General features: G+C 73.7%; 20 protein-coding genes and 1 tRNA gene. 8 read left to right on the top strand and 13 right to left on the bottom strand.

Annotated elements, in window-relative coordinates; all coding sequences use genetic code 11:
• Positions 1 to 23 precede the first annotated feature (23 nt).
• From ABZ497_RS09350 to ABZ497_RS09335, 4 genes are all read right to left on the bottom strand, one after another.
• Positions 24 to 794 (bottom strand): CoA pyrophosphatase, encoded by a 771-nt coding sequence (locus tag ABZ497_RS09350; RefSeq protein WP_359804126.1) that lies wholly within the window; start codon positions 792 to 794, stop codon positions 24 to 26.
• Entirely contained in the window at positions 791 to 1,663 is an 873-nt protein-coding gene (nth, locus tag ABZ497_RS09345; protein WP_359804125.1) for an endonuclease III, read from the bottom strand. Before nth ends, ABZ497_RS09350 begins: the two co-directional genes overlap by 4 nt.
• Before the next feature lie 123 nt (positions 1,664 to 1,786).
• On the bottom strand, positions 1,787 to 3,061 hold the full coding sequence (locus ABZ497_RS09340; protein ID WP_329488521.1) for an MFS transporter: 1,275 nt from the start codon (positions 3,059 to 3,061) through the stop codon (positions 1,787 to 1,789).
• Between the two features lie 76 nt (positions 3,062 to 3,137).
• Positions 3,138 to 4,079, bottom strand: a complete 942-nt coding sequence (locus tag ABZ497_RS09335; protein WP_359804124.1) for a beta-ketoacyl-ACP synthase III — start codon at positions 4,077 to 4,079, stop codon at positions 3,138 to 3,140.
• Between the two features lie 89 nt (positions 4,080 to 4,168).
• Between ABZ497_RS09335 and ABZ497_RS09330 the strand changes: the two genes are divergently transcribed.
• Positions 4,169 to 4,834, top strand: coding sequence for a TetR/AcrR family transcriptional regulator (locus ABZ497_RS09330; protein WP_359804123.1), 666 nt, complete (start codon positions 4,169 to 4,171; stop codon positions 4,832 to 4,834).
• A gap of 58 nt (positions 4,835 to 4,892) precedes the next feature.
• Here ABZ497_RS09330 and ABZ497_RS09325 read toward each other — a convergent pair whose 3' ends face one another.
• Complete coding sequence (locus ABZ497_RS09325) at positions 4,893 to 5,750, bottom strand: isocitrate lyase/phosphoenolpyruvate mutase family protein (RefSeq protein WP_359804122.1); 858 nt, start codon at positions 5,748 to 5,750, stop codon at positions 4,893 to 4,895.
• A gap of 462 nt (positions 5,751 to 6,212) precedes the next feature.
• Here ABZ497_RS09325 and ABZ497_RS09320 point away from each other — a divergent pair, with 462 nt between their 5' ends.
• Positions 6,213 to 6,887, top strand: coding sequence for a Crp/Fnr family transcriptional regulator (locus ABZ497_RS09320; protein WP_030392646.1), 675 nt, complete (start codon positions 6,213 to 6,215; stop codon positions 6,885 to 6,887).
• A 137-nt stretch (positions 6,888 to 7,024) separates the two neighbouring features.
• Here ABZ497_RS09320 and ABZ497_RS09315 read toward each other — a convergent pair whose 3' ends face one another.
• The 5 genes from ABZ497_RS09315 to ABZ497_RS09295 form a co-directional block, all read right to left on the bottom strand.
• A complete protein-coding gene (locus ABZ497_RS09315; protein ID WP_329488526.1) occupies positions 7,025 to 7,846 on the bottom strand; it encodes an MBL fold metallo-hydrolase in 822 nt (273 codons plus the stop codon).
• Complete coding sequence (locus ABZ497_RS09310; RefSeq protein ID WP_359804121.1) at positions 7,843 to 8,037, bottom strand: hypothetical protein; 195 nt, start codon at positions 8,035 to 8,037, stop codon at positions 7,843 to 7,845. The genes ABZ497_RS09315 and ABZ497_RS09310 overlap by 4 nt, the downstream gene beginning before the upstream one ends.
• Positions 8,038 to 8,163: 126 nt before the next feature.
• Positions 8,164 to 9,030 carry an NUDIX hydrolase gene (locus ABZ497_RS09305; RefSeq protein WP_359804120.1) on the bottom strand — a complete coding sequence of 289 codons (867 nt, stop codon included), beginning with the start codon at positions 9,028 to 9,030 and terminating at the stop codon, positions 8,164 to 8,166.
• Between the two features lie 63 nt (positions 9,031 to 9,093).
• Positions 9,094 to 9,558, bottom strand: a complete 465-nt coding sequence (locus ABZ497_RS09300) for a RidA family protein (RefSeq protein ID WP_329488529.1) — start codon at positions 9,556 to 9,558, stop codon at positions 9,094 to 9,096.
• Positions 9,555 to 9,713: a DUF4177 domain-containing protein gene (locus ABZ497_RS09295; protein WP_094743074.1), complete on the bottom strand. Its 159-nt coding sequence runs from the start codon at positions 9,711 to 9,713 to the stop codon at positions 9,555 to 9,557. The genes ABZ497_RS09300 and ABZ497_RS09295 overlap by 4 nt, the downstream gene beginning before the upstream one ends.
• Before the next feature lie 209 nt (positions 9,714 to 9,922).
• Between ABZ497_RS09295 and ABZ497_RS09290 the strand changes: the two genes are divergently transcribed.
• Entirely contained in the window at positions 9,923 to 11,005 is a 1,083-nt protein-coding gene (locus ABZ497_RS09290) for an ArsA-related P-loop ATPase (RefSeq protein WP_359804119.1), read from the top strand.
• 131 nt (positions 11,006 to 11,136) lie between these two features.
• Positions 11,137 to 12,264, top strand: a complete 1,128-nt coding sequence (locus tag ABZ497_RS09285; RefSeq protein ID WP_359804182.1) for an ArsA family ATPase — start codon at positions 11,137 to 11,139, stop codon at positions 12,262 to 12,264.
• A 200-nt stretch (positions 12,265 to 12,464) separates the two neighbouring features.
• Here the strand turns inward: ABZ497_RS09285 and ABZ497_RS09280 are convergent, their stop codons facing one another.
• The gene (locus ABZ497_RS09280; RefSeq protein WP_033333275.1) at positions 12,465 to 12,788 is read right to left on the bottom strand and encodes a WhiB family transcriptional regulator; all 324 of its coding nucleotides are present in this window, start codon (positions 12,786 to 12,788) and stop codon (positions 12,465 to 12,467) included.
• 522 nt (positions 12,789 to 13,310) lie between these two features.
• Between ABZ497_RS09280 and ABZ497_RS09275 the strand changes: the two genes are divergently transcribed.
• Positions 13,311 to 15,563 (top strand): transglycosylase domain-containing protein, encoded by a 2,253-nt coding sequence (locus ABZ497_RS09275; RefSeq protein WP_359804118.1) that lies wholly within the window; start codon positions 13,311 to 13,313, stop codon positions 15,561 to 15,563.
• Positions 15,564 to 15,753: 190 nt separating this feature from the next.
• Here the strand turns inward: ABZ497_RS09275 and ABZ497_RS09270 are convergent, their stop codons facing one another.
• Entirely contained in the window at positions 15,754 to 16,209 is a 456-nt protein-coding gene (locus ABZ497_RS09270) for a GatB/YqeY domain-containing protein (protein ID WP_329488535.1), read from the bottom strand.
• A gap of 129 nt (positions 16,210 to 16,338) precedes the next feature.
• Between ABZ497_RS09270 and ABZ497_RS09265 the strand changes: the two genes are divergently transcribed.
• The 3 genes from ABZ497_RS09265 (at position 16,339) to ABZ497_RS09255 (ending at position 18,218) form a co-directional block, all read left to right on the top strand.
• Positions 16,339 to 16,971: a CGNR zinc finger domain-containing protein gene (locus ABZ497_RS09265; protein ID WP_359804117.1), complete on the top strand. Its 633-nt coding sequence runs from the start codon at positions 16,339 to 16,341 to the stop codon at positions 16,969 to 16,971.
• A 131-nt stretch (positions 16,972 to 17,102) separates the two neighbouring features.
• The gene (locus tag ABZ497_RS09260) at positions 17,103 to 18,044 is read left to right on the top strand and encodes a metallophosphoesterase (protein ID WP_329488537.1); all 942 of its coding nucleotides are present in this window, start codon (positions 17,103 to 17,105) and stop codon (positions 18,042 to 18,044) included.
• 100 nt (positions 18,045 to 18,144) lie between these two features.
• Positions 18,145 to 18,218, top strand: a tRNA-Pro gene (locus ABZ497_RS09255).
• A 253-nt stretch (positions 18,219 to 18,471) separates the two neighbouring features.
• Here the strand turns inward: ABZ497_RS09255 and ABZ497_RS09250 are convergent.
• The gene (locus ABZ497_RS09250; RefSeq protein ID WP_359804116.1) at positions 18,472 to 19,419 is read right to left on the bottom strand and encodes a ScbA/BarX family gamma-butyrolactone biosynthesis protein; all 948 of its coding nucleotides are present in this window, start codon (positions 19,417 to 19,419) and stop codon (positions 18,472 to 18,474) included.
• Positions 19,420 to 19,540 lie beyond the last annotated feature (121 nt).

Genomic DNA, 19,540 nt, shown 5'->3' with positions numbered 1-19,540 from the left:
GCCGGGGCCACACAGTCGGGCGTTCACGTGGTCCTGGCGTCGCCGCTCAGCAGCGCACGGGAGCGGTCGCGGTCACCCTGCACCAGCGCCAGCGCCTCGTCCGAGAGGTCGACGATCCGGGTCTGGTCCCAGGGCAGCTCCAGGCCGCTGTGGTGCAGCACCCGGTCGATCACCCCGGCGGTGAAGCCCCAGACCAGCCGGCCGCCGACCGCGAAGGCCGGCCCCAGGTGTCCGGACGGGTGGCGCAGCCGGACCCGGTTGGCCGGGTCGGTCAGCTCGGCGATCGGCACCCGGAACACCGCGCCGGTCTCGCCCGCGTCCACCGGACGGACCGGTGACTCCTCGCGCCACCAGCCGAGCACGGGGGTGACCACGAAGCGGCTGACCGGGATGTAGAGGGCGGGCAGGGCGGCGAAGACCTGCACCCCGGACGGGTCCAGGCCGGTCTCCTCCCAGGCCTCCCGCAGCGCCGCCGCGACCGGGCCGGAGCCCTCGGGGTCGCCGTCCTCCGGGTCCAGCGCGCCCCCGGGGAAGGAGGGCTGCCCGGCGTGCGAGCGCAGCGACCGGGCCCGTTCGATCAGCAGCACGTCGGGGCCGGTCCCGCCCTCGCCGAAGAGCATCAGGACGGCCGCGGCGCGACCGCCCTCGGCGGGCGGCAGGAAGCGGCTCAGCTGCTCGGGCAGGACCCGCTCGGCGGCGTCCCGGACCGGCTCCAGCCAGGACGGCAGGCCGTCCCGCTCGATCCGTCCCGGCAGGGCCTGCCCGGGCCCCCGGTCGTGGCCGTGCGCCGTCACTCGGCCACCGCCAGGTCCGCGACCTTGCCCTGGTGGGCGACGGCGTCGGCCCGCGCCGCCGCCTCGCCCGGGTAGTCCGCGGGCGGCCTCAGCCGCTGGCCGGGGTGGCCGCCCATCTCGTACTTGAGCAGCTTCTTCGCCTTCTCCGGATCCGTCTCGCCCTCCCCGTAGGAGGGGCAGAGCGGCGCGATCGGGCAGGCCCCGCAGGCCGGCTTCTGGGAGTGGCAGATCCGCCGCCCGTGGAAGACCACCCGGTGCGAGAGCATCGTCCACTCCGACTTCGGGAAGATCTCCGCGACGGCCGCCTCGACCTTGACCGGGTCCTCCTCCGCCGTCCACCCGAACCGCCGGGCCAGCCGCCCGAAGTGGGTGTCCACGGTGATCCCGGGCACGCCGAACGCGTTGCCGAGCACCACGTTCGCCGTCTTGCGCCCCACCCCGGGGAGGGTGACCAGGTCGGCCAGCCGGCCCGGGACCTCGCCGCCGAACTCGTCCCGCAGCGCGATCGAGAGCCCGATCAGCGACTTCGCCTTGTTGCGGAAGAACCCGGTCGGCCGGATGACCTCCTCCAGCTCCTCCGGCACCGCCGCCGCCATGTCCTCCGGCGTCGGGTACTTCGCGAACAGCGCGGGCGTCGTCTGGTTCACCCGCAGGTCCGTCGTCTGCGCCGACAGCACGGTGGCCACCAGCAGCTCGAACGGGTTGTCGAAGTCCAGCTCGGGGTGCGCGTAGGGGTACAGCTCCGCCAGTTCCCGGTTGATCCTCCGGGCCCGCCGCACCATCGCCAGCTTCGACTCCGGCTTCCTCGGCTTCACAGCCACCTTCACCGCCGGCTTGGCTGCGGCCTTCCGGACCTTGCTCTCTGCCATGCAGGAAGGCTACGCCGAACAGCCCTGACCCCGCGGGCGATCAGCCATCGACGCGGGGCCGCGGACGATCAGCCATCGACGCAGGGCCGCGGACGGTTCGGACGCCCCCTGCGCGGCGCCCGGTCAGGACGGCCCGCAGGGCTGGTCCGCCGGCGTGCGCGGCGCCGGCGACGCCGTGGGCGCGGGAGGCACCGCGGGCCCCGCCGGTGCGGCCGCCACGGCCGGTGCGGCGCGGCGGTCGCGGCGGGCGGGGGCGAGGGCGCCGAGCATCACCACGGCCGTCACGGCGAAGGCGGACGGGTAGCCCAGCGGACCGGCGAGGACGCCGAAGGCCACCGCGCCGACGCCCATCCCCGCGTCGAAGGCGACGTTCCACAACGCGGTGACGGCGCCGAAGCCGGCCTTGGAGACCCTCGCGTACATCATGGTCAGGGTGGCGTTCTGGGCCGCGCCGAAGCCGATGCCGAACACCGCCGCGCCGGCCACCACGGCGACCGCGCTGCCGGTCAGCGCGATCAGCAGGGTGCCCGCGGCGCAGAGCAGCAGCGCGGGCAGCACGAGCCGCTCCGGTCCGTGCCGGTCGCCGTACCGGCCCGCCGCCCAGCGGGCCGCCGTCGCCGAGGCCGGCTGGACGAACAGGGCCACCGCGGCGAGGCCCGCGGACCCGGCCGGGACGGCCAGCGGCAGGAAGGTCACGATGATCCCGGCGGCCAGCGCGGTGGCGCCGAAGACCACGGTCGGGCGGCGCAGCCCGGCCGACCGGAAGCCGGCCACCACCCCCACCGCCGGCTCGGCGGACGGTTCGCGGTCCGGCAAGCCGGGGACGGCGGCGATCGCGGCCAGCGCCACGGCGCCGGCGGTCACGGCCACCGGGGTGTAGCCCACGTGGGCCGCCAGCCAGACGCCCAGCGGCAGGCCCAGCAGCGACGGCACGCCCGAGACCACGCCGACCAGCGCCAGCCCCTCACCACGCCGCTCGGCCGGGATCAGGGCCGCCGTCAGCGCGCCGCCGGCGACGATGGTGAAGGCGAAGCCCAGCCCGCGCACCAGGCAGACCGCCGTGATCCAGACGAGGCCGCCGTCGACGGCGGTCAGCACCAGCGCGGGCGCTCCGAGCAGCAACAGGCCGACCGCCAGCACCGAGCGGTAGCCGAAGCGGACCACCAGCCGGGGTGTGGCCAGTTCGCCCAGGACGGTCGTCAGCATCAGCGCGCCGGTCGCGAGCCCGGCCGCGTTGCCGCCCCCGGTGGACTCCTCGGCGTAGAGCGGGACGACGGAGAGCAGCAGGTTGAACCCGGTCGAAGCGCCGAGGATCGACACGAAGCGCAGCAGCAGCGGCCGGGTGACCAGCCGGGGGCGGGTGCCGGGCGCGGTCCGGGAGGGTGCCGTCGAGGTCATATGACGGACCGTAGGCCCGAACCGGCCCGTTCGTAAGATCCGTATCGGCCGCTCCGGACGGCCGCCACCATCGCGGTCAGGGGCAGCCGACGACCTGGCCGGCCCAGGAGAGGCCGCCGCCGAAACCGAGCAGCAGGGTGGGGGTGCCCGCGGGCACCTCGCCGCGCTCGACCAGCTTGGACAGCGCGAGCGGGACGGAGGCGGCCGAGGTGTTGCCGGACTCGACGACGTCGCGGGCGACCACCGCGCCGGGCACGCCGAGCCGGTCCACCACCGCCTCGATGATGCGCAGGTTGGCCTGGTGGGTGACCACCGCGCCGAGGTCCGCGGGGGTGATCCCGGCCCGCCGGCAGGCCTCCTCGGCGATCGGGGCCAGCGCGGTGGTGGCCCAGCGGTAGACGGTCTGGCCCTCCTGACGGAATTTCGGCTGCCAGCCGTCGTCCAGCCGGACGGCGTGGCCCCGGGTCGGGTCGGAGCCCCAGACCACCGGCCCGACGCCCCGACCGGTCGGATCGTGGCTGAGGACCGCCGCACCGGCGCCGTCGCCGAGCAGGACGCAGCTGGAGCGGTCCGTCCAGTCGGTGACGTCGCTCATCCGCTCGGCGCCGATCACCAGGGCGTGCCGGGCGGCCCCGGCCCGGACGGCGTGGTCGGCGGTGGCCAGCGCGGTGCAGAAGCCCGCGCAGCCGTTGTTGACGTCGAAGCCGACGGCCGAGGGGATGCCCAGCCGGCCGGCGACCTGGGTGGCGATGCTCGGGCAGCGGTCCCTGGCCGAGCAGGTGGCGACCACCACCATGTCGATCTCCTCCGGCGCCAGGCCCGCCGAGGCGAGGGCCTTGCCGGCGGCGGCGGAGGCGAGGTCGGTGACGGACTCCGTGTCGGCGATTCGCCGGGTGACGATGCCGGTGCGCTGCCGGATCCATGCGTCGCTGGTGTCGACCAGCCGGGCGAGGTCGTCGTTGGTGAGGACTCGGGCGGGCTGGTGGTGGCCCAGGGCCGCGATCCGGGATCCCGACATGTCTGCTCCTCCGTGAGGGGGTGTCACGCCGGGACTATAGCGTCCGAACGGTCGGACTCTAAAGGCCCGGGGCTGGCTACACTGGCCCGGTGAGCCCGAGAAGATCCGTCGCCGACGCCCGCCGGACCCGCACCGCGATCCTGCGCCGGGGGCTGGACCTCGCCTCGGTCGAGGGCCTGGAGGGGCTGACCATCGGCCGGCTCGCCACCGACCTGTCGATGAGCAAGTCCGGCGTCCTCGGCCACTTCGGCACCAAGGAGACCCTGCAGCTCGCCGTGGTCGACGAGGCCGTCGCCCTGTTCGTCCGCGAGGTGGTGCAGCGCGCGGCGGCCGCAGGCGCGGAGCCCGGGCTGCCGCGGCTGCTCGTCCAGTGCGAGGCCTGGGTCTCCTACCTGGAGCGCGACCTGCTGCCCGGCGGGTGCTTCTTCACCGCCGTGACCTCCGAGTTCGACGACCGGGAGCGCGGGCCGGTCCGGTCTGCGGTGGCCGCCCGGAACGCCGTCTGGCAGCGCGAGCTGCGCCGGCAGACCGAGCTGGCGATCGCCGCCGGTCAGCTGCCCGCCGAGCCGGACGCCGAGCAGGTGGTCTTCGAACTGACCGGGCAGGTCCTGGCGCTCAACCACGCCCGCCGGCTCTACCGGGACGCGGCCGCGGCCGCCCGCACCCGGCGGGCGATGCGGCGCCTGCTCGGGCTGCCCGCCGCGGTCGACGGGCCGCCCGAGCTGGCCCCGCTCCCGGAGCCGGACGACCACTGAGGCCGCCCGGCCCGGGCCACCGGCACCTCCCCTGTGCGTGCCGGTGAGCTCCTGCCGGTCAGCGCCGGTACAGCGCGTCCAGCTCCCCGTAGCCCAGCGCGCCGGGCGCCCCGGTCACGGCGCCCGTACCGAGCAGTTCGGCGGCGGCGCGGTGGGCGGCGCTGTACGCGGCCTCGGCCAGCCCGGTGCCGACGCTGATCCGCCGGACGCCGGTGGCGGCGAGCTCGGCGACCGTCGGCCCGCCCGGCCCCGTCATCGCGTTCACCGGCAGCGGGGACGCGGCGCAGAGCCGGGCCAACGCGTCGAGGTCCAGCAGGCCGGGGACGAAGAGGCCGTCCGCACCCGCCCGCGCGTACGCCGCCGCGCGAACCAGCACCTCGTCCAGCCGGCCCTCCTCCGGGCCGATCCCGAACAGGAAGACGTCCGTCCGGGCGTTGACCAGCAGCTCGGGCAGGCCCGCCGCCGCGGCCGCCGCCCGGGCGGCGGCCAGCCGCGCGGCCTGCTCGGCCACCGGGAAGAGCGGGCCGCCGGCCGCCGCCGAGTCCTCCAGGTTGATCCCGGCCGCGCCGGCCCCGACCAGCACCCGCACGGTTTCGGCCACCTCGGCGGGGGCCGCCCCGTAGCCGCCCTCGGCATCGACCGTGACCGGCAGGTCGACGACGGAGGCGATCCGGCGGGCGGCCTCGGCCATGTCCGCCCGGCCGAGCTGCTGGCCGTCGCCGCGACCGAGCGACCAGGAGACGCCGCCGCTGGTGGTGGCGATCGCCGCGGCCCCGGCGGAGGCGATCACGGCGGCGCTGCCGGCGTCCCAGGCGTTCGGCAGGACGAGCACCCCGTCGGCCACGAGCGCCCGCAGCCGCAGGGCCCGCTCGCGAAGCTCGGGGGTGGGGGTGCCGGTGGACTGGGAGGCGGACATACGGGGTCACCGTCTTTCGGGCCGTGGACTCGTGGACTCATGGACTCGTCAGGACCGGATCCTGCGCCCCCGGCCGCCCGTGCTCCACTGATTAAGCCGGAGCCGAATCCTGGCGGCCCGCGACCGCCCCGATCACCTCATGGACCTCGGCGCCCCCGTCCCGGCGCCCCCGCGCACCGGACCGCGCGCGTCCCGGCTGACCTGCGAACACCGCGAGACCACCGCGCCGGACCCGGACACCGGCCGCACGGGTCGCCGGCACCGCCCGCCACGCCGCTCCGCGCGCCCGCACGAGCCGCCCGCAGGCCGCTCCGGCGGTACGAATGGCCCCGCGCAGCACACCTCGGCGCACCCCCTCCTCATATGATCGGAGCGACATGCGCCATGCTTGGTGATGCAGAGCACTGTACGGAACTTGCGCCGACCGGCTTGATCGCCGGGCGGCCGAGAAGGAGGAAGCACGTGGACGACGTTCTGCGGCGCGCCGCACTCTTCGCGGCACTCGACGACGAACAGGCCGGCGAGCTGCGCGCTTCCATGACCGAGGTGACCCTCGCCCGCGGTGAGTCGCTGTTCCACGAGGGCGACCCGGGCGACCGGCTGTACGTCGTCGCCGAGGGCAAGGTCAAGCTGCACCGCGCCTCGCCGGACGGCCGCGAGAACATGCTCGCCGTCCTCGGCCCCAGCGAGATGATCGGCGAACTGTCGCTCTTCGACCCGGGCCCGCGCACCGCCACCGCGAGCGCGCTGACCGAGGTCAAGCTGCTGGGCCTCGGCCATGGCGACCTCCAGCCCTGGCTGCACGCCCGCCCCGAGGTCTCGATCGCACTCCTGCGCGCCATCGCCCGCCGGCTGCGCCGGACCAACGACGTGATGTCCGACCTGGTCTTCTCCGACGTGCCCGGGCGCGTCGCCAAGGCCCTGCTGGACCTCTCGCGCCGCTTCGGCGTGCAGTCCGACGAGGGCATCCACGTCGCCCACGACCTCACCCAGGAGGAGCTGGCCCAGCTGGTCGGCGCCTCCCGCGAGACGGTCAACAAGGCGCTCGCCGACTTCGCCGGCCGCGGCTGGCTGAAGCTGGAGGCCCGCGCCGTGGTCCTGATGGACGTCGAGCGGCTCTCCCGCCGCTCGCGCTGACCCGGCCGGCCGGAGCTCCGCTCCGGCCCGCCCGGCGCGCCGTCGGTCCCACCGACGACGAGGGCCCGTCCACCGATGCGGTGGACGGGCCCTCGCGCGTGTCCGGTGCGGCTCCGGGCGGTCGGCCCGGCCGGCGGTCAGATCAGCCCGTGGTCCTCCAGGTACTGGAGCTGGGCCCGAACCGACAGCTCGGCCGCGGGCCAGAGCGCGCGGTCCACGTCCGCGTAGACCCGGGCCACCACCTCGTCCGCCGTCCGGCAGCCGGCCTCGACCGCGGTCTCCACCTGGGCGAGCCGCCCGGCCCGGTGCGCCAGGTAGTACTCGACGGCGCCGAGCGCGTCCGCGAGCACCGGCCCGTGGCCGGGCAGCACCGTGCGCACGCCGTGCTCGGTCGCCATGTTCTGCAGGTGGCGCAGCGAGTCCAGGTAGTCGCCGAGCCTGCCGTCGGGGTGGGCCACCATCGTGGTGCCCCGGCCGAGGACGGTGTCGCCGGTGAGGACCGCGCCGTCGGCCGGCAGGTGGAAGGTCAGCGAGTCCGAGGTGTGCCCGGGGGTGGCGACCACCCGCAGGTCGAGGCCGCCGATCTCCAGCCGCTGGCCGTGCGTCAGGCCCTCGGAGCCGAGCCGGTACGCCGGGTCCAGGGCGCGGACGTCGGTACCGGTCAGCTCGGCGAACCGCGCGGCGCCCTCGGAGTGGTCGGCGTGGCCGTGGGTGAGCAGGGTGAGCGCGACGCGCTTGCCCTGCTGCTCGACGGTGTCGATCACCCGGCGCAGGTGCCCCTCGTGCAGCGGGCCCGGGTCGACGACCACCGCGAGGTCCGAGCCGGGCTCGGAGAGCAGCCAGGTATTGGTGCCGTCCAGCGTCATCGGCGACGGGTTGGGCGCCAGCACGCAGACTGCCCGGGGGGTGGCCTCGCCGCCGATGCCGGCGGCGGGGTCACCCGGAAGGATTCCGCTCACCGGCCGCTCCCGCCGAGTCGGCCGCCCTCGCAGGTCCGGTCGAGCACGCGTCCGGGCAGTGTCCGGACGAGGGCGCGCAGCCCCGGTATGCCGTCGTCGACGAGCGCGCCCTCGCAGGCGAGCGGGCGGGGGGTCAGGCTGCGGGCGGGCATCGCGCGCGCCGTCCGGCGAGCCACGTCGTTGTGGGTCATCGGGCGTCGATCCTTCCTCGGGCGGTGTCGGTTCATCGGATGTATCGGTTCATCGGTTCATCGGCTCGGAGGTTCGGGAGGCCGGGGATCCGGGGGCCGGGCCCCGGGTGCCCCGAGTCCGGGTCGTCAGCGGTCTTCGGGAAAGTCTCCATCGATGGTCAGCTCTTCATACCCCGACCATCGAACCGTCATTCGATCCCCCCGGACCTCGGCGGTGCCGAGGATCGGGTGCAGCGAACGCCCCGCAGCGGCCTCCAGCGCCTGCGCGGCGCTGCGCACCGGCAGCAGCTCCCGCAGCACGGTCACGGTGGGCGGCAGCATCCCGAACACGCCGTCCTCGTGGCCCCGGACGGCCTCGGCCGGAGAGAGCCAGGCGACCCGGTCGGCCTCGCCGACCTCCAGCGCGGCCCGCTGACCGGGCGGCAGGGCCGCGACGAAGAACCAGGTGTCGTACCGGCGCTCCTCGAACGCCGGGGTGACCCAGCGGGCCCAGCCGGCCAGCAGGTCGCTGCGGAGCAGCAGGCCGTGCTCACGGAGGAAGTCGGCGAAGGAGAGCTCGTGGGCCTCCAGGGCGGCGCGCTCCGCGCTCCAGTCCCGGGGTTCGGCGGTGCTGTCGGCGTCCGGGCCGGCCAGCAGGACGCCGGCCTCCTCGAACGTCTCGCGGACGGCGGCGCAGACCACCGCCTGCGCGGTCCGGGCGTCCACACCGAGCCGCTCGGCCCACTCCTGCGGGCCGGGCCCGGCCCAGCCGAGCTCGGCCTCGGCGTCGCGCGGGTCCACCCCGCCACCCGGATAGGCGTACATGCCCGCCGCGAACGCCATCGAGCTGCGCCTTCGCAGCAGATAGGCCTCCGGCCCGGTCGCCGTGTCCCTCAGCAGCACCACGGTGGCGGAGGGCCGGGGCTCCGGCGGGATCACCTCGCCGGACTCGACCGCCCGGATCCGGGCAGGCCAGCCGGGCGGCATCGGGAGCGTCGTTGCTCGCTGGTCCATGCCCGGATGCTAAGCGCACGAGGGCGGGGTTGGACAGGGCCGACCCCACCCTCGTGATCGGTCTCAGGCCTTGACCCGGACCTGCAGCTCGACCTCGACCGGGGCGTCCAGCGGCAGGACGGTGACGCCGACCGCGCTGCGGGCGTGCACACCGGCCTCGCCGAGCACCTGGCCGAGCAGCTCGCTGGCACCGTTGATGACGCCGGGCTGGCCGGTGAAGTCGGCGGCGGAGGCGACGAAGCCGACCACCTTCACGACCCGCTCGATCAGGTCCAGGTCACCGACCACCGACTTCACCGCGGCCAGCGCGTTGAGCGCGCAGATCTGCGCGAGCTCCTTGGCCTCCTCCGGGGTGACCTCGGCGCCGACCTTGCCGGTGGTCGGCAGCTTGCCGCCCACCATCGGCAGCTGGCCGGAGGTGAAGACGAACTCGCCCGAGCGCAGGGCCGGCACGTAGGCGGCGACCGGCGCGGCCACCGGCGGCAGGGTCAGACCGAGCTCGGCGAGCTTCTCCTCGACCTTGCTCATGCGTTCTTCTCCCGCTTGAAGTAGGCCACCAGCTGCTCCGGGTTCGGGCCGGGCACGACCTGGACGAGCTCCCAGCCGTCCTCGCCGAAGTTGTCCAGGATCTGCTTGGTGGCGTGCACGAGCAGGGGCGCCGTCATGTATTCCCACTTGGTCATGGCCAGACTCTAGACGAGCGGCGGGGGCGAACGGGGCGGCCTGCGGACCGGCGTGTGAGGTGGCCCACAATCCGGGCATGATTCAGGCCCGGCCTCCCCGATGCTCCCGGCATCCGGCGCGGTCCCTGGTTACCCTCGCGGGAGGGCACCTGCGCGGTGGCGGCCCTCGGAACGGCCCCTCGGCCCTCGGAGACGGACGGAGACGGAGCGTGGCACGCACCCCCGGCCAGGCGGCCCGGCGTGATCCCGACTGGGAGGGCGTCCGGCTGCACGTGGTCAGCGGCAAGGGCGGCACCGGGAAGACCAGCCTCGCCGCGGCGTTGGCGCTGGCCCTCGCGGCCGAGGGGCGGCGGACGCTGCTGATCGAAGTGGAGGGCCGGCAGGGGATCGCCGAACTGTTCGGGATCGCCGCACTGCCGTACGAGGAACGCCGGATCGCGTCCGTCACGCGCGCCCAGCTGGGGCTGCCCGGCAGGGGCGGCGCCGGGTCCGGCAGCGGCGAGGTGTACGCGCTGGCCATCGACACCGAGCAGGCGCTGCTGGAGTACCTCGACATGTTCTACAAGCTCGGACGGGCCGGGAAGGCGCTCCAGAAGGTCGGCTTCGTCGACTTCGCCACCACCGTCGCCCCCGGCGTCCGGGACGTGCTGCTCACCGGCAAGGCCTGCGAGGCGGCCCGGCGCAAGGCACCGGACGGGCGCCGCACGTACGACGCGGTGGTGATGGACGCGCCGCCGACCGGCCGGCTCACCCGCTTCCTGAACGTGAACTCCGAGGTGGCCGGACTGGCCCGGTTCGGGCCGATCCACACCCAGGCACAGGCCGTGATGCGAGTGCTGAAGTCGCCGGAGACCGCGGTGCACCTGGTCACCCTGCTGGAGGAGATGCCGGTGCAGGAGACCGTGGACGGCTTCACCGAGCTGCGCGAGGCCGGCCTCCCGGTCGGCGGGGTGATGGTGAACATGGTCCGGCCGCCGGTGCTGGACGCGGCGGCCGTGGCCGCGGTGGACGGGGACCACCGCGAGGAGGTCGCGCTGGCCCTCGGCGAGGCGGGCCTCGGCGGGCGCTCGCGCAAGCCGGACACCGTCCGGGCGGCGGTCGACCCGCTGCTCGACCCGCTGCTGGAACAGGCCCGGGAGCACGCCGAGCGGGTGGAGCTGGAGCGCGAGCAGCGCGCCGACCTGCAGCAGCTGAAGCTCCCGAGCTACGAACTCCCGCTGCTGGGCGAGGGTGTGGACCTCGCCGGGCTGTACCGGCTGGCGGGCGAACTGAAGCGTCAGGGGGCGGCGTGAGCGGGAGTGCGAACGGCGGTGCGAACGGCGGTGCGAGCGGGAACGGTGGGCAGGACGGGCAGGGCGTGGGTGACAAGCAGGGCGCGGGCAGCGGGCAGGACACCGGCACCGAGCGGGGCAGCCACCTCGACATGGACCGGCTGATCGACGACCCGGGGACCAGGATCATCGTCTGCTGCGGCTCGGGCGGCGTCGGCAAGACCACCACCGCCGCGGCGCTCGGACTGCGGGCGGCCGAGCGCGGCCGCAAGGTCGTCGTACTGACCATCGACCCGGCCCGCCGGCTGGCCCAGTCGATGGGCCTGACCGAGCTCGACAACACCCCCCGCGTCGTCAAGGGCGTCACGGGCGAGGGCGAACTCCAGGCCATGATGCTCGACATGAAGCGGACGTTCGACGAGGTCGTGCTGGCCCACGCCGAGCCCGAGCGGGCCCGGGCGATCATGGAGAACCCGTTCTACCAGTCCCTGTCGGCCGGCTTCGCGGGTACGCAGGAGTACATGGCGATGGAGAAGCTCGGCCAGCTCCGCGCTGCCGAGGAGTGGGACCTCATCATCGTCGACACCCCGCCGTCCCGCTCCGCGCTGGACTTCCTGGACGCGCCGAACCGGCTCGGGTCCTTCCTCGACGGCAAGGTGATCCGGATCCTGACCGCCCCGGCCAAGGTCGGCGGACGCAGCGCGATGAAGTTCCTCAACGTCGGGATGGGCCTGCTCACCGGCACCCTGGGCAAGATCTTCGGCGCCCAGCTGCTGACCGACGTACAGACCTTCGTCAGTGCGATGGACTCGATGTTCGGCGGCTTCCGCGAGCGCGCCGACCGGACGTACCAGCTGCTCAAGGCGCCGGGGACGGCGTTCCTGGTGGTGGCCGCGCCGGAGCGGGACGCGCTGCGCGAGGCGGCCTACTTCGTCGACCGGCTGGCCGCCGACCGGATGCCCCTGGCCGGGCTGGTCCTCAACCGGGTGCACCGCACGGGCGCCCCGCAGCTCACCGCCGAACGCGCGCTGGCGGCGGCCGAGGCCCTGGAGGAGAACGGCTCGGAGCACGCGTCACCCGAGGCGGAGCTGCTCGCGGCCGGACTGCTGCGGCTGCACGCCGAGCGGATGCAGATCATGTCGCGGGAGCGCCGCACCCGTGACCGCTTCGTCTCGGTCTACCCGGACGTGCCGATCGTCGAGGTCGCCGCGCTGCCCGGGGACGTGCACGACCTGGACGGGCTGCGCGCGATCGGCGACCGCCTCAGCGGCGCCGTGTAGCGCTCCGGCACCGGCCCCCGCGACGCCGCTCCCCCGTGGCGTCGCTCCCGGACCGTTGCCGTCCAGCTCGTGAACCGCCGTCGGGTGGCTGTCGCGCCCGTCGGCTCCGTGACCTGCCGGCCCCCGTGGGGCGCCGGCGCCGTACCCGGCCGTGCGGGCCGCTCAGCGCCGTGTGGGCCGCTCAGCACCAGGCAGGTCGCTCAGCCCGCCTGGGCGTAGTCCGTCAGTATCACACCGGTGGCGAGGGACTCCTCGTACTCGGTGCGGGCCGTCTCCAGCAGCCGCCGCCACGACATCACGGTCGGCCGCCGGCGCAGCAGCGCCCGCCGCTCGCGCTCCGTCATCCCGCCCCAGACCCCGAACTCCACCCGGTTGTCCAGTGCGTCCGCCAGGCACTCCGTGCGAACGGGGCACCCGCTGCACACCGCCTTGGCGCGGTTCTGCGCCGCCCCCTGGACGAACAGTTCGTCCGGATCACTAGTGCGGCAGGCGGCCTGCGCACTCCAGTCGTCTACCCAGCCCATGCCGGCGCCGTCCTCTCCCGAATCGAGGCTCCCCCACGGCGGCAACGGCATATTCACCGTTGCCAGTTGAGGACGTTACGGAAGAACGACAGCTTGCAACAGCCCCTTCGGGCCCAATCTCGAATGACCCGATCGGACTATGGGTATCGGTCAGCTCACTCGTTGGAGTGATCGCAGGTCGCAAGCCTTGCCAAGAAACCCGGGGGAACTCTCGCCACGCGAGCCGTTACGGAGAGCCACCAAAAAGGGGTGGACAGCTGCCAACAGCTGCCTCAAAAACCGGCCAGAGAGGGGCAATTCGGGCAATCCTCATCACTCACAAGAGTGAGTGACGTTGACGCACCGAAGCTGTCGCAAGCTTGTGACAAGCCTAGGCGAACACCTGCCCCTATGTACGGGATTCGGCGACGTAGGGTTCTCCCCATGGCACCGAAGCGCCCCCAGGCACCCCAGCCCCCAGGCAACCCCGGAGCTCCGAGCGGCCGGCGCCGCGGGTCACCGCTCGACTTCGCGGGACACGGAGTGAAGTTCCTGGGGGTCAGCGTGCTCTCCGGAGTACTGCTGGCCGGCATGGCCCTGCCCGCCGTCGGCGCGCTCGGGCTGACCGCCAAGAGCACGGCGGAGAGCTTCGACGACATCCCCGACGACTTCAAGACCCCGCCGCTGACGCAGGCCACGCAGATCTTCGACGCCAAGGGCGGGCTGATCGCCAAGGTCTACGAGCGCGACCGCACGGTGCTCACGGCGGACCAGATGTCCCCCTACATGCGCCAGGCGCAGGTCGACATCGAGGACGCGCGCTTCTACGAGCACGGCGCCGTCGACCTCAAGGGCGTGCTGCGCGCGGTCAGCAAGAACGCGGAGAGCGGCACCGCCTCCCAGGGCGCCTCGACGCTGACCCAGCAGTACGTGAAGAACGTCAACGTGGAGAAGGCCGGCGACGACCAGGCCGCCGTCCTGGACGCGCAGCGCAAGACGCTCGGGCGCAAGGTCCAGGAGCTGAAGGTCGCGATCAAGTTGGAGGAGGACCTGACCAAGGACCAGATCCTCACCAACTACCTCAACATCACCTTCTACGGCCACCAGGCGTACGGGGTCGAGGCCGCGGCCCAGCGCTACTTCAGCAAGAACAACAAGGACCTCACCGTCGCCGAGGCCGCCACGCTGGCCGGCATGGTGCAGAACCCGTCGCAGTACGACCCGGTGCGCTACCCCGAGAACACGGTGAAGCGCCGGAACGTGGTGCTCGACAAGATGGTCGAGAACAAGCACATCACCGCGGACCAGGCCAAGGAGGCCAAGGCCGCGCCGCTGGGTCTGAAGTACAAGGACCCGCAGAACGGCTGCATCACCGCCCAGGCGGGCATGGGCTTCTTCTGCGACTACGTCCGGCACGTGGTCAAGCAGGACCCGGCGTTCGGCAAGAGCGTCGCGGACCGGAAGAAGTTCTGGGACCAGGGCGGACTGAACATCTACACCACTCTGGACCCGGACAAGCAGGCCGCCGCCCAGAACGCGGTGACCTCCAAGGTCAAGGTCACCGACTCGGTGTCGGCCGCCGCGACCATGATGGAGCCGGGCAGCGGCAAGATCCTGGCGATGGCCCAGACCCGCCCCTACGGCCTGGACCCCAACAAGAACCAGACCGTCGTCAACCTCAACGTCGACGCGGCGATGGGCGGCGGCAACGGCTTCCAGACCGGATCGACCTTCAAGCCGATCCTGGCCGCGGCCGCGCTGGAGTCGGGGATGTCCCCCACCCAGCCGTTCCCGTCCGAGAACAAGATCGACTACCCGTCGATGTCCACCTGCGCGGGCACCTGGAAGAACACCGACAAGCCCAAGGCGACGGTGAAGAACGAGTCCACCTCCGAGGTCGGCCCGTACGAGCTCAAGCAGGCCATGGCACTGTCGGTGAACACCTACTTCGTGCAGATGGAGCAGCAGGTCGGCCTCTGCGCGATGAAGCAGATGGCCAACAAGCTCGGCATCACCCAGTCCGCGAAGGGCGACGCGTTCCAGGAGGTGCCCTCGATGGTCCTCGGCACCCAGGAGCTCTCGCCGCTGACCATGGCGAACGTCTACGCGACCTTCGCCGCGCGCGGCAAGTACTGCACCCCGATCGCGATCAACAAGATCAGCACGGTCGACGGCAAGGACGTCAAGGTCCCGCAGTCCACCTGCAGCCAGGCCTTCTCCGAGCAGACCGCGGACGCCCTCAACACCGTCCTGCTCAACGTGACCGAGAAGGGCACCGCGGCCGCCCTCGGCCTGGAGGACGGCCGCCAGATCGCCGGCAAGACCGGTACCACCGACGAGAAGAAGGCCGCCTGGTTCAGCGGCTACACCCCGTCCCTCGCCACCTCGGTCTGGCTCGGCGGCCCGGCCGGCGGCGTGAAGATGAAGAACATCACCATCGGCGGCAAGTACTTCCCCGAGGTCTTCGGCGCCGACGGCCCCGGCCCGATCTGGCAGCTGGCGATGAACCAGGCGCTCAAGGGCTCGCCGAAGGACCAGATCCAGACCATCAACATCCCGGACCCGGCGCCCAAGCCCGACCCGAACGCGACCGCGCCGGCCACGCCGCCGGCGGGCGACGCCGCCGCGGCCGGTGGCGGCACCCCGGGCGGGAACCCCGGCGGCCAGCCGGGCGGCAACCCCGGCGGCGCCACCAACGCCGGCGGGATGATCGGCGGCGGCTTCACCTTCCCGCCGGGGATCATCGGCGGCGGGAACGGCAATGGCAACGGGAATGGGAACGGCGGCCGGCACTGACCGGCCCGCACCGACCGGCCCGCACCGACCGGCCGACAGCCTGGGACACCGAGAGGGGCGCCCTCCGAGCGATCTGCTCGGAGGGCGCCCCTCTTGTTGTGCGGGGTGGTGCGGCGGCGTCTTCGCGCGGCGCGTCCGTGCGGCGCGTGCGCCGTGTCGCCGGCGCCCGGCCAGGCGGCCCTGGGGGCCGTCAGCCGGTGAGCGCGGCCTTGACCGCGGCGGCTACGCGGCCGCCCTCGGCCAGGCCGTCCACCTTCGGCTTCACCAGCTTCATCACGGCGCCCATGCCCTGCGGGCCGGTCGCGCCGCTCTCCGCGACGGCGGCGGCCACGATCGCCGTCAGCTCCTCGTCGGACAGCTGCTTGGGCAGGTACCCCGCCAGCAACTCCCCCTCGGCCCGCTCCCGCGCGGCCTGCTCCGTCCGGTCGGCGGCGTCGAACGCCTCGGCCGCCTCCCGGCGCTTCTTCGCCTCGCGAGCCAGCACCTTCAGCACCTCGGCGTCCGAGAGCTCCCGCTTCTCCTTGCCGGCCACCTCCTCGCTGGTGATGGCGGAGAGCGTCAGCCGGATGGTGGCCGAGCGCAGCTCGTCCCGGTCCCGGATCGCGGCCGTGAGGTCCTGGTGCAACTGCTCCTTGAGCGTGGTCATGGCCCAGAGTCTCCCACCTGCGGCGATCGGCTGCCCGCCATTAACGCCGGAGCATCGGCGGTGGAGCGCGCACGGGCCGCGGTCGCGGGAGGCTCCTCGCACCGCCTGGTAACTCTTTATAGTGGTTACATGACTGACGAACGGGCGACCGGACTGGTGCTGCACACTCCCGGAGGTGCGCGCTACCTCTTCGACCCCGGCGCACTCTGCCTGGAGCTCCTCACCACCGGCGGCCCAGGCGACTACGCCCGGTACGAGGTGCTGCACCACCCCGAGGACCTCACCCGGTGGCTGGAGCTGTCCCGGCTGGAACTCCCCGAGGAGGGCGTCCGCGTCGACGTGGGGCAGCTGACCGCCACCCGGACCCTGCGGGACGCGCTCTGGCGCCTCGCGGCGGCCCGGGCACACGGCGAGGCGGGGGCCGGGGCGGACTACGCCGTACTCAACCGCGCCGCCGCCCACCCGCCGCTCGTCCCGCAGATCGGCCCGGACGGCGCGGCCGCCGGCCCGCTGCCGGCCGACGGCGACCAGGTCCTCTCCGCCCTCGCCCGTGACGCCATCACCCTGCTCACCGGCCCCTACGCGGACCGGGTCCGGGAGTGCGGCGGCCACAACTGCCGCCTGATCTTCGTCGACACCTCGCGGCCCGGCCGGCGGCGCTGGTGCTCGATGGAGCACTGCGGCAACCTGCACAAGGTCCGCGCCCTCCGGGCCCGACGCGACGAGGCCGAGCGGACGGACCCCGCCACCGGGTCGGCCTGACCGGCCGGGCCGACCGGGGCGGCGGCACGGTCCGGCGCAGGTGGCGGCACAGGCATTCGGACCACAGCGGCGTGTCCTCGCCGGCCCACCGGACGTTCACCGGCTGATCCACCGTCTGAGAGCATGGAGCGATGCGACCGCTGTACTCCGTCCCCCTCGGAATCGCCGCCACCGGCGCCGCCTGCCTCGCCTACTCCGCCGGGTACGAGGTCCGTTCCTTCCGGCTCCGCCGGGTCGAGGTCCCCGTCCTGCCCAAGGGCGCCCGCCCCCTCCGGGTGCTGCAGGTCTCGGACATCCACATGGTGAGCGGCCAGGGCAAGAAGCAGCGCTGGCTGCAGAGCCTCGCCGGACTCCGGCCCGACCTGGTGGTCAACACCGGCGACAACCTCTCCGACCCGCTCGGCGTCCCCGCCACGCTCGACGCGCTCGGGCCACTGATGGACTTCCCCGGGGTCTACGTCTTCGGCTCGAACGACTACTACGGCCCGGCCCGCAAGAACCCGGCCCGCTACCTCCAGGCGATGCGCAGCGGCGCCCACGGGATGAACAACCCCGACGGCACCGCGCGGCGCGGCATCACCGGCGCCGTGCACAACCCGTGGGAGAAGCTGCGCGACGGCTTCGACGCGGCCGGCTGGCTCGACCTCACCAACACCCGCGGCCGGCTGAACATCGGCGGCCTCGACCTCGAGTTCACCGGCCTGGACGACCCGCACATCCGCCGCGACCGCTACAGCGAGGTCACCGGCGGCCCGTCCGCCGACGCCGACCTCTCGCTGGGCATCGTGCACGCGCCCTACCTGCGCGTCCTGGACGCCTTCACCGCCGACCGCTACCCGCTGATCCTGGCCGGCCACACCCACGGCGGCCAGCTCTGCGTCCCCTTCTACGGCGCCCTGGTCACCAACTGCGACATCGACTCCAAGCGGGTCAAGGGCCTCTCCACCCACCAGGCCGGCGGCCGCCGCGCCTTCCTCCACGTGTCGGCCGGCTGCGGCACCAACCGCTACACCCCCGTCCGCTTCGCCTGCCCGCCCGAGGCCACCCTCCTCACCCTCACCCCCTCCCGCTGACCTGCGGCGGAGCCCCCCGGGGAATCGGATTTCGTCTCTCGGCAAGCGTCCGGTAGAGTTCTACTCGTTGCGAAGGAGACGGAGCAACAAACCGCAGGACCGGGGTGTGGCGCAGCTTGGTAGCGCGCTTCGTTCGGGACGAAGAGGCCGTGGGTTCAAATCCCGCCACCCCGACCCAGTAACACCAGCTCAGGGCCGGTGACCCGTAAGGGTCACCGGCCCTGACTGCTTTTCCCGGGGGGCTCGGGAGATCCGGGAGAGGCCGCCGGCCGGGGCGACTCCCGGTGGGCGGTGGCTGACCCGCCCTCAGGAGTGGGCTCCCGGGACCTGGGCCGTCGAGTGGATCGTCGCCGGGGGTACGGGGCCGGGTGGGCCCGTTCGTTCTCCGTGGCGGTGGTGATCTGCTCGACGGCGCCGGCCGCGCGGGTCAGTGGGTGGGGGCGTCGGGGTGGGGGACGACGGTGACGACGGTGGAGCAGGAGGTGGCGCCGTCGGGGCCCTGGTGGAGGGTCACGCCGATGCGGTCGCGGCCGGCCGGGTCGCGGGCCAGGCGGGCGGCCTCGACCAGGCAGGGCTCGTCGAGTTCGACGTAGCTGGTGAAGACGCACTCCATGGCGACCGCCAGGACGGGGGCCGGGGAGCAGAGGGCCTGGGCGGCTTGGCGGCAGGCGTCGAGGAGCAGGGCGCCGGGCGCGTGGTCGACGGGGTGGTCGAAGTAGACCGGGTGGGAGGTGTCGACCCGCAGCTGCCAGCGCCGGGCGTGGTCGGTGGCGGCGAGGGCGACGTCCTGCGAGGTGGTGGCATCGGGTCTCGCGGTGCGTATCGGGGGCCCGGGCGGCACGGCGCGTGCCATCGCCGTGGCGGCGTCGGCGTGGTCCCCGCGCAGCCGCCGGTAGATGGCCGGGGCCTGGACGGTGAAGCGGGTCTGGGCGGTGGCGAGCGGCTCGCCGGCCCGGCTCACCATGTAGGAGAGGGTGAGGGCGCAGACCCGGTTGCCGCGGCGGACCACGTCCTGGCAGACCACGTCCAGCTGGACCTCGTCGCCGTCCCGCTCGGCGGGGCGGTCGGCCAGGAGCAGCTCGGGGACCAGTGCGAAGCTGAACCGGTCCCAGACGAGGTGGTGCCCGAGCGGGACGTCGAAGGCGGCGTGGGAGAGCAGCGGGAAGCTCTGCCGGACCGTCTCGACCAGCAGCATCGGGTCGTAGAGCCCGCTGTCGGCGCGATCGCGGGGCCAGCGGGCGGTCACCCGGTAGGCGTCCGGACCGGTGGTCTCCCAGCCGGTCAGCAGCACTTCTTCGGCCGCGCGCTTGTGGACGAGTTCCTTGGGCACGGTGGTCGCAGCAGTCATGGTGCTGCCGTGGTCTGTGCGATACATGTGTGCACTCCCCCAGAATGGCCACTGGCGTGGTTGGTGGAGCCTCCGTTGTGTACGCCGGGCCCCGCTGCAAATAACGTAGAGGTCGTTCTTTTTGTTTGTCGAGGAGTTTGGAGTCACT

This window comes from Kitasatospora sp. NPDC005751 (assembly GCF_040630835.1).
Classification (GTDB): domain Bacteria; phylum Actinomycetota; class Actinomycetes; order Streptomycetales; family Streptomycetaceae; genus Kitasatospora.
Note: the sequence above shows the minus strand (reverse complement) of the source record. Positions and strands in the feature narration are given on the sequence as shown.